Here is a 12,614-nt window from a genome sequence, read left to right as displayed (position 1 = left end):
CACCTGCTTGTTTACTTACCCGAATTACCGGATGTGTAAATAGCCAGCCCGGCAACTGCAATTGCACCTACGGTTATACCACCAACAACACCTTGATATTTGGTAGCCTTTTTATTAAAAAAATAATCGCCGCGCTCATTTTTGAAGAGCAACAGATTTTTGGGATTATCGATGGTAGTATATGTTTTTGACACAAAAAACTCTTGTGAATAAGCTACCGGATGTGCCTCAGTACCATTAACCATATACAGGGTTAAATAGCTTTTGAAGAGTAATGGTGTATTTGCCTTATCAAACGTGGCTGCCTTAATACTTATTTGCTTGTAAAGGTAATTATCTTTATAATCCAGTACTTCCTGAGTGAATTGTTCCTGCGGAATATCTAAAAACGCTTTTGTTAACACTAGCGATGTGTTAGTGCTTTGTGTATGTGGAGGTAAAAAGCTAAGATCTTTAGGCAAATTAGCAACGGCATTAATTTGTCCGGTTGTGTAGCTAGGATTAGAAAATATTAATCCACGATTGCCGTAATTATAGTTATCAGTACGCGCGTCTATAGTTCCGCTTATATCAATTTTACCCGGAGTATAGCTTATAGCTTTATCGCCGATGATTAAAGCAGAACGTTGCCAGTCAACATATATGGGCTTATCAAGCTTGTTATAAACTTTTATAGATACAGGGGCATTGGGACCATAAAAGGAATAGGAAATTTTAACCGAGTCATTTTCAAAGTTAAAAATGCCTGTATCTTCTTCTTTTGTTGTGTTGGTGCTGCTTATTAAATTAATTTGATAACGGCTGCATGAAGAAAATATAACACAAACAGCTAGTACGGCGGGAAGGATAAGACTTTTCATTGGTTAGCTTGGGTTGAAGTTTACGGATTAGTTAAACCTATGACTTATTCAATCGTACAAGGTTTAACTAATCCGCAATCTTTTACCGCACTACCGAACCGTTGTGCATGCCATCGCTTGCAGGCGAAACAAAGCTCAACACACCTTCGGCATTCTCTGCCATCAGAATCATGCCTTGCGATGTAATACCTTTTATTTCCCTTGGTTCAAGGTTTACCAGTATGCTAACTTTTTGACCAATGATGGCCTCCGGCTCAAAGTATTCTGCAATACCCGATACTACAGTGCGTTCATCCAAACCTGTATCAATGGTAAGCTTTAACAACTTTTTGGTTTTCGCAACTTTTTCAGCAGTTAATATGGTGCCTGTACGTATGTCCATAGCAGCAAATTGCTCGTAGTTGATGTTGGACTTAGCAGGCACCAGTGCTGATACCGGCTCAACTGCAGGTTGCTCTATCGACTGCTTTTTGCTGATGAGCTTTTGCACTTGCCTTTCAATAACTTCATCCTCAATTTTCTCAAATAAAAGTGACGCTGCCTGCAACTGGTGGCCGCTTGTGAATGCTATCTCCTCATTAAAGTAAATAGTGTCTGCCGGCCAGTTAAGCATGGTTAATATCTTGCTAGCAGTGCCCGGTAAAAAAGGTTGTATGCATGCTGCAATATGACCAATAAGCACCAAACAATTATTTAAGGCCTCGCGTGCGCCTTCGGGGTTGGTTTTTATGGTTTTCCAAGGCTCTTGCTCTGTAAGGTAACGGTTACCTAAACGGGCAATTTCCATAACCGTTTGCTGCGCCTGGCGGAACTTATAGCTTTCAAAGCTTTGCTCTAAATCATCATACAGCCTACCTAATTCAGTATTTAATGCGTTGTCTTTAAGTGTAATCTGGCCTGATGCATCTCCAATTTTACCATCAAAGAATTTGTGCATCAATATCATCACCCGATTGACCAAGTTACCTAAAATGGCAACAAGTTCATTATTAACACGGGCCTGGTAATCTTTCCAGGTAAACTCGCTATCGGCAGTTTCGGGAGCAATGGCAGTAAGGTAATAGCGCAACTCATCAACCTTGGTAGGGAAATCTTCCAGATAGTCATGCATTTCAATGCTCCAACCACGGCTGGTAGACATTTTATCACCTTCAAGATTCATGAATTCATTGGCCGGTACATTTTCAGGCAATATGTATTCTCCATGAGCCTTAAGCATAGCCGGAAACACAATACAATGGAAAACAATGTTGTCTTTGCCAATAAAGTGCACCAGCTTGGTTTCATCATCCTGCCAGTATAACTTCCAGTCTTTATTATTATCTAATGCCCATTGTTTAGTTGCCGATATGTAGCCAATAGGCGCATCAAACCAAACGTAAAGCACTTTGCCGTCGGCGCCTTCAACCGGAACTTTAATGCCCCAGTCCAAATCGCGTGTTACGGCACGTGGGTGCAGTCCTCCGTCAATCCAGCTTTTACACTGGCCATAAACGTTGGTTTTCCAATCGCTGGCATGGCCTTTCAATATCCACTCGCTTAACCAGCTTTCGTATTTATTTAAGGGCAGATACCAGTGTTTGGTTGGACGCTTAACCGGTTTATCACCGCTTAAGGTTGAACGCGGATCAATTAAATCGTCAGGACTTAACGAGCTCCCACATTTTTCGCACTGATCGCCGTAGGCATTCTCATTAGCGCATACCGGACAAGTTCCTACAATATAGCGATCTGCTAAAAAAGCGCCTGCCTGCTCATCATAGTACTGCTCCGACTCCTTAACTTCAAAGTCGCCGTTATCATTCATCACTTTAAAAAACTCCTGAGCTGTTTCATGATGAATGGGCTCACTCGTACGATGATAGATATCAAAGGATATATTCAGCTTATCAAAGCAATATTTGATCAACTCATGATACTTGTCAATAATAGCACGTGGTGTGGTACCTTCCTTCATGGCCTGGTTGGCAATGGCGGTACCGTGCTCATCTGATCCGCATACAAAAACCACATCGCGCTTTTTAAGGCGCAGGTAGCGGGCATACAAATCGGCCGGAATGTAAGCGCCTGCCAGGTGACCAATATGTTTAGGACCATTAGCATACGGCAATGCCGCAGTAATGGTATAACGTTTATATTTTTGAGCTTCCAAAATTGTAATTCTCTTTCTTTATTTTGCAAAGATAACATTATGAGCATAACTCCCCCATATCTGCAAAAAGGCGACCGTGTAGCCATTATTTGTCCGGCTAAAAAGCTACCAAAGCCAATGTACGATGCCGTAAAACTTTTAAAATCATGGGGGCTGGAAGTGGAGCTGGGCCAAACCATTTCGGCAAGCTATAATCAATTTGCCGGTGATGATGATTTACGCGCTGCCGACCTGCAACAATACATAAACGACACCAGCATTAAAGCCATATTTGCAGCACGCGGAGGCTACGGAACTGTACGCATCATTGACATGGTTGATTTCAGCAAATTGTTAACCCATCCAAAATGGATTATTGGCTTTAGTGACATCACAGTGCTGCACGCTCACTTATCTCGTCAACTGGGCTTGACAACCCTACACGGACAAATGCCCATTAATATTCCTGATGCAACAGCAACATCAGTTGAAACCTTAAGAAAAGCACTTTTTGGTGAAGAGTTAACTTACAATATAAGCGCGCATACGCTTAACCGCATTGGTGAAGGCAAAGGCAAGCTTATAGGCGGTAATTTGGCCATACTTATTTCGGTGCTCGGCTCAGTTTCAGACTATGATTACGATGGTAAGGTATTATTCATCGAAGATGTGGGCGAGTACCTATATTCCATTGACCGCATGATGTATACACTAAAGAGGGCAGATAAACTCAAAAATCTGGCAGGTTTAATAGTAGGCGGGTTTACAGATTTGAAAGACAATGATATCCCATTTGGGCAAACTGCTGCTGAAATAATCCAAGCCGCTGTAAAGGAATATGACTACCCTGTTTGCTTTGACTTTCCGGCAGGGCATGTGAATGACAATTACGCGTTAAAGTTAGGGGCTGATGTTAGCCTTGCAGTGAATTTAACGCAGGTTTCAATCAGGTTTGATTAAACAAAAAAAGTCGGAAATCTTGCACTTCCGACTTGTGTTTTGAAAACGAATTAACTGAACAATTATAGATTCTTCTTAGTTCGCTACTATTGGTGCCGAACTTGGATCAGGTACATTATAGCTGAATTCTGTAACCGGCACATCCCAATAGTCCATATAGTTATACTCAATTAAACACGGTAATAATGTCCAGCCGGCAGCAGGCGTTGTACCTATCACACTATTTGGTACAACCACATTAGCATTAGCGCGGCCACCACCAGCACTTACCGGTGCGGTAATATTCCATCGGCGAGCATCATAAAACGCAAGTCCTCTGTAGGTCAAAGCAATTCTGCGCTCGCTTCTTAATTCCTCCAGTGCCTGCGCCTGGCTCAAATTAGCACCCGCTACAGTTGGTAAGCCAGCACCGTTTGCAGTACGTACCTGATCTATAAGCGCTAAACCACCGCTTAAATCACCGGTGCGTATGTTTGCTTCGGCCAACATCAATGCATTTTCTTCATAAGAACCTGCAAATTGAACCTGCCCGGATCTGTTGTTAGTTGACCAATAGCCACCATTTTCAATTGCAGTTAAGTAGTAACGTGTTCCGTATTGCAAACCACGGGATGAACGGTTTTGAACAACCTCATTAGCTGCAAAGGCTGTTACACCTTTGGTAAACCGTTGATCGCCGGCTTTAAAGTCCTGAATCCAGCGCTCGCTTGGGAAAACCCAACCCGGATTATTTTTATTAGAATTCCATCCGTAAGGGTGTTGTTGTGAGTTTGGTGTCAAATCATTTACACCTCCCGGGTCCATTCCCAAAACAAACGTCCTGTCGCTGGCAATTAATCCAGCACTGGTCAGGGTTTTTACCGTGGTCCAATCAGCAGCCGTCATTTGAGAAACTTTTTTATTTGCCATCAGGTTGCGGGCCTTCAACGTATTTATACCTCTTACCCACATTGCCGGGCTAACCATAGGGTTAGTGCGGTTAAATGTTGGAATAATTATATTCATGGTTGTAGCGTACACTGCATCATTTGCAGCTATTGGCGTTAATGCTGCGGCAGCTTTATCAAAGTTACTGTTAGCTTCATTTATTATAGCATTACGGTCAACATATACCGGGCTGGTTGATCCGTCAGTGCTGTTGGTAATAACACCTGATACATACATTGAGCCTATTCTTGAGTAAGCAAAACCCTTCCACCAGTAAGCCCACGCAGTTAACACCGCCTTTTCGGTTGCAGGCAAGGTAACAACACCTGCATTTAAAGTTTGCAGCAACAAGTTAGCTTGGCCGTTAACATAATAGGCCATGTTCCACTCGTAAACAATGGCGTTGGTTGCCGAGCCGTTAGTTGCAGGCAAGGTATTTAAAGCCTTTAACTGCGCAGGCTGACTTAGCTCCAACGGGTTACGGATTTTGCGGTTGTATGGTGCTGGTATGGTTATATAATCTGTTTGGTTTACATAGCGCCAGCCAAAGTTTCCAACTGATGAAAACTGCTCGTCGCCCATAATGCTATGCATTACTAAAGTATGCGCCAGCAGGTTGTTACCTACATAAAGCTTATTCCACATACCAAGCGCAAAGTTTTCTATTCCCTTTTGTGCCGTTAATGCCTCTGTAGGCGTAGGCGAGTTAGGGTTATTAAGTTGTAGATCTGATTTTTTGCAACTGCTTATGGTTACAGCAGCTAAAGCAAAAAGTGCAACAATTTTTTTCATTTTCCTGAGATTATTATCTGTTGATAGAACAATTCATTGGTTTAGGTGAACCTATGAACACGTCAATGACTAAAATCCTATGTTTAAACTAAATTGATATGACTTTACGTTTGGAGCGCCGTAACGGTCAACACCTCTAAATGAGCCTAACCCATTTACAGCACCGCCCTGATTGTTTTGAGAGCTTGTTGCCTCCGGATCCAGGCCTTTGTAATTGGTCCAGGTAGCAAGGTTGCGGCCGGTTAAAGTTACCACAAGGCTTCTCAGCCATTTTTGCTTTACCAAACTGGTTACATCGTAACTTATAGATAAGTCTCTGAAACGAACGAAGCTACCATCTTCTACAAAGTACGAAAGTGCTGAGTTGGTGTTATAGAAGCTATTGTAGTAAGCTACAAACGCACCCTCCTGACCGTTTATATTCACCGGCTTATCAAAATCGGCATGTAAACGGTCGCGGTATAACCATTGGCGGGTTGAGTTGTAAATACTTGCACCCTTAATCCAGTCAAATTGTAAACCTACGCTCAGGTTTTTATACACAGTAAAGCGGTTAATTAATGAGCTGGTAAAATCGGGGTTAACGTTACCTACTACTTTTTGGTCGTCGGTTGCTGTTAATACCACATTGTAATTAGCCAGGTTAACCACGTTACCATTCACAATAGTATAGTTACCAACATTAGCCGCAGGAATGTAGCGGGTGCCGTCAGGCCTCAACTGGTCAACGCTGGTAAGTGGGGTTTGCATGTACAATTCACCTAAATCTCCGCCTGGTGCAATAGTGAAAAAGCTATTGGTGATAGGTAAGTTATTTGATATTTGGGTGATGTATGTATTGGCATTAGCCCACCTTACACCCAGGTTCCAGGTAAAGTTTTCTGAGCGGTATGCTGTTGCATCTAAAGTAAGGTCAACACCATTACTTTTTAACGAAACCAGGTTGTCAATAACGCCCGATGCTCCCGTTGATGTTGCCGCAGGTGCGTTTTGTATAACATCGTCAGATGTGCGTCTCCAGTAAGTGCCGCTTAAGCTGATGCTGCTCAACCACGGGCTGTCCTTCATTGGTGTTAAAGTTACATCAGTACCAAACTCTAATTCTTTAGTTACCTGAACATTCAAATTTGGGTTAGGCAAGGTAGACCTGTTGTACAGCGCAGAACCTTCTGTTCCAAGCGCTCCGGCAACAAGGGTTGGCTGCCTGTCATAAGCGCCGGGCTGTACACCCGCTTCACCATACGCAGCACGTAATTTCCAGTTAGGCACTAGTGATTTAGAAGAAAAGAACTCAGATGGGTTAATATAAACCGTACCACGAGGGAAGGTGAATGGTTTTGACTGCCCGCCGAAGGCTGAAGAGTAATCAGAACGGAAACCGGCCGATATGCCAAATAAGCTACCGTAGTCTATAGTTTGATTTACCAGGATACCGTATAACAAGGTCTCGCTATAATCATCGCCCGAGGTTTTGGTTGTAGCTACGTTAATATTAGCCGGAGGAAATGGCGGCAATATGCTTCCCTGTGCGTAATAATAGCGGTAATTTGTTTTACGTGCCTCGTAAGTTACCTGGGTTGTGGTTTTGATAGGTAGCTTCGATTTAAAATCATTTTGAAAATCTGTACGGAAAAATAAGCTTGCATTTGCAGTTTGTAGCCTGGTTTGCTCAAACTCATTGGTAATACTACCGTTTATATTTCCGCCAAAAAATACGGTTTGAGGACGTCCGCTTTGATTGTAGTAGTAGTCATAGTAATCACCGTTTCTTTGGTCAATTGAATATTTGGCATCAAGCTCAACAAACTTTGGAAACTTATAATTGATATTGAAGTTTTGCAGCAAGCGAGGTGTTTTAGCATTGCGGGTACGTGCCTCGCGCTCGGCAAGCGGGTTGTTGCCGTCAATAAGCGTACTTGGCTTTACTACGTGCATGCCTGTTGCCGGGTTAATGTAGTTAAAGTCAATCCACTGAAATGAGTTTACCAGGTTAAAACGGTTGCTCGACAATAAATTCTCGTACGTATAAAAGAACTGGGTATTACTTCTTAACGTTAAGCCAGCAACCGGGTTAAAGCCAATATTCATATTCATATTGGTACGGCTAAAATCGTTACTATAAACGTCTTGTTGTTTAAGGTTTGAAAAGCCAAATGCATAATCAACCTTTTCAGAACCTCCACGTATGTTTAAAGCATTACTTAGTGTGGTAGCAACCCTGTTACCCTGGTCAATATGATCATAAGTTGGTAATAAAAAAGGCTTGTTATTTTGAACCGTTTTATCAGTTGCGTATGGCAGCGCAACAGGATCAGGCCAAACGCCTATGGCGTTAGGAGCTAAAACAGCACCACCCGATGCTAATATGGCACCATCAGCGTTGGTAACCCAATGGTGGTTTGACGCTACTAATTCATTCTTTTTGATAACCTGATCTCTGCTGTATCTTGATGATATGTCAATGGTAAACCTTCCATTCTTAGCACCTTTTTTAGTAAACACCTGTATAACACCGTTACCACCTACTGCACCGTAAAGCATACCACCGGCGGCGCCTTTAACTACCTCAATACGATCAATAATATTGGGATCAATAGATGTTAAAATGTTATTATCGGCCTGTACACCATCAATTAATATTAAAGGTGACGTGCTACCCAGGTTGGTAAAACCGCGTAATTGAATAAGCGGACTGGCACCCGGCTGACCGCTGCGCTGAACAATTTGTGCACCGGCAATTTGCCCCTGTAGTGCCTGAGTTGCATTGGTGGTTGCACTTTTGGGAAAGTCTTTTGATGAAAGGGTTGCTACATCAATAGGCACCTGCCTTTTAGACGTTGCAGCACCGACACCGGTAACAACTACCTCATTTAGTTGCCCTGAGCTTTGTACTAACGCAACATCAACCGATCCTTTGCCTGCAATAGGAATGCTTTGTGAAGTAAAGCCGATAAAGGAAAATATTAAAGTAGCATTTTCGGGAACTTTAAGGCTGAATTTGCCATCGCTTCCGGTTTGGGTACCCACCTGGTTGCCTTCAGCTCTGACACTTACGCCTGGAAGAGGCAGGCCATCACTTTTGGCTGTTACCGTTCCGGTTACTGTACGGGTTTGCGCATAGGCTTGGGAACCTACGAATACCAGCAAACCCCACAAAAATCTTTGTAGAATTTTTTTCATCAGTTAATAGTTTAATAGTTGACCGTAAGGTAATCACAAAAAATTTACAAATCAAAATATAATTAGCAATTTTTTACTATCAAAACCATTTCACTATAATTTATTCAATAATTAGGCTAATATTTTAGCTATAATCCACCAATCATCAAATTAAAATTTACTATTTGCTTAATTTTTTATATTAATTATAAAATACATCTGAAATATACATCTAAAACTATGTCAAAACACCAAAAATACAGCCAAACCGAAGTTATTATATGAAGTTCACGAAAATTTCAACACAAATGAATGATAAAGTCGTTCCAGAAGGTTCAAAGCCTCAATACATGTTCTCAGAAATAAAAACAAACTCTTCAGCAAACTTCAAATTGAAGAATCCATCTGCAGCAGTTAGGTATGTGCTTCCGTTTACTTTAGTAAGTCCTGTTAGCTGCACTTCGCTATCAGTTAATAAAGATATTTCTTCGCCGGCAGGCTTCCATTTGGTAAAACCCGATGTAATAGTGTAAATCTTTTTTCGGTTGTGGAATATTACGATATTAATTTGTGATGCGAATTTGAGATATTGCTCTGCATCAAAATCGTCGGTAACAATATTTACGGCAGGGTAAGCATTTTGCACTAAAAAATTCAGCGCAGCTTCAACAACGTTATCATTACCCATTGTAATTAAGCGCGTATTTGCCTGCAAGCTGAAATCATTATTTGCCACCACATAATCTACCTTTATACCATAGGCAATTAATTGTTCGGCTATGTCTGCATCAGCAATAACAGTAGGGCTCCACTCCAGTAGTTGCCCTAATTCATCATCGTTAAAATTATTTAAACCTAGTACAAGCAATGCGGGCTCCTGCTTTTCGCGAACTATATGGTGTGATGACATACTTTTTTAACTAAAGGCCAAAGCTTATGTTTGCAAGGCAAATTTTTGATGCAAAAATATAAAAATGAATAGTGTGCAAACCCAACCCTTAAATGTTGCCCTTGTGGTTCATACTTGCGACCGCTATTCGTTTTTATTTGAAGGTTTTGGCTATTTTTTTAAAAAGTACTGGGACTTCAACATTAATTGCAAGCTATATTTTGCAACAGAAGAGTTGGATGCTGCGGTTCCGGGCTTCACAAATATTAAATCAGGAAAAGGGGAATGGGCCGACCGGCTGCACTATTTATTAACTAACGTGGTGCACGAGGAGTACGTTATATACATGCAGGAAGATATGTGGTTAAACAAAGCCGTAAGCGCTCAGTTTATGAACCAACTGTTTGTACTGGCTAATAAAAACCACTGGAAGCAGGTTAAGTTAACCAGCTCAAATGTTTATAAAACCCATGCTACTGATGTATTTATTGAAGGCTTCCAAATTGCCCGGCTTGATAACAGCGCTTCGGGCTATTTAATGTCGCACCAGGTAACACTTTGGGAGGGAAAGTTTCTGGCCGAACAAATGCGCAAGGGTGAACACCCTTGGCGTAACGAGCGCAAAGGCACTAAACGCCTTAAAAAACTCAACCCCGAGATTTACCAGGTTGACTACTTTGCCGAAAACGGACAACCGGCTGTTAACAACAATTTACCGCAGGCTGCTTACAGTGAGTACCATACGGTATCGGCAAACAGCATGCTTCAGGCTAACACCTTACCATACATTAACGAGTTAAACGAGGGAACTACTGCCGAACGTACTTACGCTAATGAACTACTCAGGCATTATCAACAGCAGCTTACGCATGACGGCAAAGCAAAACCACGCAAAGAAGACTTGTTTAAGAAGATAAAAAAGCTGTTTATTAAATAAAGGCTCAAATCATGTACCTTTGAAGCATGGCTACCATACAAGCATTTGCAAACAATCCATATCAAGAAAACACCTATTTGTTATACGATGATACGGGCGAATGCGCAATTATAGATCCGGGAATGTACACCGCTGCCGAACAAAATGCAGTAGTAAACTTCATTAAGCTTAATAACCTAAAACCTGTTCTGTTACTTAATACACATTGCCATATTGACCATGTACTGGGTAATAAATTTATTTTTGATCAGTATGGTTTAAAGCCGCAGTTTCATGAGGGCGAACTTGTGATACTTGAAGCTATGCCGGTATGGAGTCAGCAATCAGGCATACGGTACGAGCTTTCTCCCATGCCCGATACATTTTTGCCCGAGAGCGGTACGATCACTTTTGGCAACACCACTCTTGAACTCATATTTGCGCCAGGCCATTCTCCGGCTCACTTATGCTTTTACAGTGCAGCAGATAGTTTGCTGGTTGGCGGTGATGTGTTGTTTAGAGGGAGCATTGGCCGCACCGATTTGCCCAGAGGCAATCATGCGCAACTGATTGATAACATAAAAACCAGGTTATTTACATTACCAGATGAGTGCACGGTTTATCCGGGCCACGGACCTGAAACCACAATTGGTTTTGAAAAAGCAACAAATCCTTTCTTTTAGTAAGAATCGGCAGAACTTTTACAACCTGTAAAAGTTTACATTAAACACCCGTAAGTAACTTCACTTAAAATTGAATACATCCATATATATTGCAAAAAGGTATCTCTTCTCCAGAAAGAAGATGCATGCTATCAATATAATTTCGGGCATTTCCATGCTGGGTGTATTTGTTGGCAGTGCAGCATTGATAATTATTTTATCGGTATTTAATGGTTTTGAAAAGGTAATTCTTGCACTATATAACAACTTTACGCCCGAGCTGAAAATTGAGCCGGCAATAGGCAAAACATTTGACCCTAACACGCCGTACCTAAAACAACTTGCACACGACCCTGCATTGTTTTCATACACGCAGGCACTTGAAGAGAAAGCGCTGATAAGATATGGCGACCGCCAGTTTATTGGAACCGTAAGAGGTGTAAGCAATGATTTTTTAAAAAACAAACAGTTAGACAGTACCATACAAAACGGCTCCTTTACCCTGAATGCAGGCACGGTGCCTTATGCTGTAATTGGAGCTACGGTACAAAATAGTCTTGGTGTAAACATTAATGATCAGCTTTCGCATCTTCAAATTTATTCTCCACGCAGGAAAACCGTAAACTCTATTAACCCTGAGGATGAGTTTATAAGGTTACCTATCAGCGTATCAGGCATATTTGCCATTCAGCAGGACTTTGATGGTTTAGTAATTGCGCCCCTGAGCTTTACCCGAGATTTGCTTGATGAACCGGTAGAGATATCTTCACTGGAGCTCAACTTTAAACCGCGGACTAATATTGACAAGCAACAGCAGGAAATACAAAACAAGCTAGGTAAAAACTTTTTGGTTAAAAACCGCTACGAGCAAAATACCGAGTTATACAAAACGCTTAATTACGAGCGTTGGTTCACTTTCCTGATACTTACTTTTGTACTCATAATTGCCATTTTTAACATCATTGGTTCATTAACCATGCTGGTGCTTGATAAAAGAAAAGACATTGCCATACTTACAAGTTTAGGTGCCGGCAAGCCGCTAATACAAGGCATCTTCTTTTTTGAGGGTATGCTTATATCAATTACCGGTTGTATTGCCGGTATAATAGTTGGGCTTGTATTTTGTGTGCTGCAACAGCAATTTGGACTTATAAAAATGGGTAGTGCCTTAATGGTAATTGATGCCTACCCAGTTGATATAAAGTTTACCGACTTTATTTTGGTTTTTTTAACGGTTACAGGTATAGCCGTTATAGCATCGGGCATTAGCGCACGCTTAAGTGTAAAAGGATTAGACGAAATTAAACAGGATTTATAA

9 protein-coding genes are annotated in these 12,614 nt (G+C 41.5%); 4 read left to right on the top strand and 5 right to left on the bottom strand.

From position 1 onward, the window contains the following. Nucleotides 1–11 precede the first annotated feature (11 nt). Entirely contained in the window at nucleotides 12–860 is an 849-nt protein-coding gene (locus tag GO816_RS06175; protein WP_157540481.1) for a hypothetical protein, read from the bottom strand. Nucleotides 861–942: 82 nt separating this feature from the next. Further along, nucleotides 943–3,012 carry a methionine--tRNA ligase gene (gene metG / locus GO816_RS06170; RefSeq protein ID WP_157540480.1) on the bottom strand — a complete coding sequence of 690 codons (2,070 nt, stop codon included), beginning with the start codon at nucleotides 3,010–3,012 and terminating at the stop codon, nucleotides 943–945. Between the two features lie 39 nt (nucleotides 3,013–3,051). Here metG and GO816_RS06165 point away from each other — a divergent pair, with 39 nt between their 5' ends. Then, entirely contained in the window at nucleotides 3,052–3,951 is a 900-nt protein-coding gene (locus GO816_RS06165; protein WP_157540479.1) for a S66 peptidase family protein, read from the top strand. A gap of 75 nt (nucleotides 3,952–4,026) precedes the next feature. On the opposite strand, the gene GO816_RS06160 is transcribed toward GO816_RS06165, so the two are convergent. The 3 genes from GO816_RS06160 to GO816_RS06150 form a co-directional block, all read right to left on the bottom strand. Then, the gene (locus GO816_RS06160) at nucleotides 4,027–5,670 is read right to left on the bottom strand and encodes a RagB/SusD family nutrient uptake outer membrane protein (protein WP_157540478.1); all 1,644 of its coding nucleotides are present in this window, start codon (nucleotides 5,668–5,670) and stop codon (nucleotides 4,027–4,029) included. A gap of 69 nt (nucleotides 5,671–5,739) precedes the next feature. Beyond that, a complete protein-coding gene (locus GO816_RS06155) occupies nucleotides 5,740–8,850 on the bottom strand; it encodes a SusC/RagA family TonB-linked outer membrane protein (protein WP_157540477.1) in 3,111 nt (1,036 codons plus the stop codon). A 322-nt stretch (nucleotides 8,851–9,172) separates the two neighbouring features. Beyond that, a complete protein-coding gene (locus tag GO816_RS06150; protein ID WP_157540476.1) occupies nucleotides 9,173–9,739 on the bottom strand; it encodes a thiamine pyrophosphokinase in 567 nt (188 codons plus the stop codon). 64 nt (nucleotides 9,740–9,803) lie between these two features. On the opposite strand from GO816_RS06150, the gene GO816_RS06145 reads away from it, so the two are divergent. The 3 genes from GO816_RS06145 (at nucleotide 9,804) to GO816_RS06135 (ending at nucleotide 12,614) form a co-directional block, all read left to right on the top strand. Continuing rightward, nucleotides 9,804–10,655: a hypothetical protein gene (locus tag GO816_RS06145; RefSeq protein WP_157540475.1), complete on the top strand. Its 852-nt coding sequence runs from the start codon at nucleotides 9,804–9,806 to the stop codon at nucleotides 10,653–10,655. A 26-nt stretch (nucleotides 10,656–10,681) separates the two neighbouring features. After that, nucleotides 10,682–11,317 (top strand): MBL fold metallo-hydrolase, encoded by a 636-nt coding sequence (locus GO816_RS06140; RefSeq protein ID WP_157540474.1) that lies wholly within the window; start codon nucleotides 10,682–10,684, stop codon nucleotides 11,315–11,317. Between the two features lie 121 nt (nucleotides 11,318–11,438). Continuing rightward, nucleotides 11,439–12,614 carry an FtsX-like permease family protein gene (locus GO816_RS06135; protein ID WP_232336505.1) on the top strand — a complete coding sequence of 392 codons (1,176 nt, stop codon included), beginning with the start codon at nucleotides 11,439–11,441 and terminating at the stop codon, nucleotides 12,612–12,614.

The organism is Mucilaginibacter aquatilis (assembly GCF_009755275.1).
GTDB classification, from domain to species: domain Bacteria; phylum Bacteroidota; class Bacteroidia; order Sphingobacteriales; family Sphingobacteriaceae; genus Mucilaginibacter; species Mucilaginibacter aquatilis.
The sequence above is the reverse complement of the archived record's forward strand: the minus strand, read 5'-3'. Positions and strand labels throughout refer to the sequence as shown.

Bases quoted from the DNA above. Each gene is read 5' to 3' on its own strand.
- GO816_RS06175 (WP_157540481.1), bottom strand. From the start codon at position 860: ATGAAAAGTCTTATCCTTCCCGCCGTACTAGCTGTTTGTGTTATATTT.
- GO816_RS06165 (WP_157540479.1), top strand. From the start codon at position 3,052: ATGAGCATAACTCCCCCATATCTGCAAAAAGGCGACCGTGTAGCCATT.
- GO816_RS06160 (WP_157540478.1), bottom strand. From the start codon at position 5,670: ATGAAAAAAATTGTTGCACTTTTTGCTTTAGCTGCTGTAACCATAAGC.
- GO816_RS06155 (WP_157540477.1), bottom strand. From the start codon at position 8,850: ATGAAAAAAATTCTACAAAGATTTTTGTGGGGTTTGCTGGTATTCGTA.
- GO816_RS06150 (WP_157540476.1), bottom strand. From the start codon at position 9,739: ATGTCATCACACCATATAGTTCGCGAAAAGCAGGAGCCCGCATTGCTT.
- GO816_RS06145 (WP_157540475.1), top strand. From the start codon at position 9,804: ATGAATAGTGTGCAAACCCAACCCTTAAATGTTGCCCTTGTGGTTCAT.
- GO816_RS06140 (WP_157540474.1), top strand. From the start codon at position 10,682: ATGGCTACCATACAAGCATTTGCAAACAATCCATATCAAGAAAACACC.
- GO816_RS06135 (WP_232336505.1), top strand. From the start codon at position 11,439: ATGCATGCTATCAATATAATTTCGGGCATTTCCATGCTGGGTGTATTT.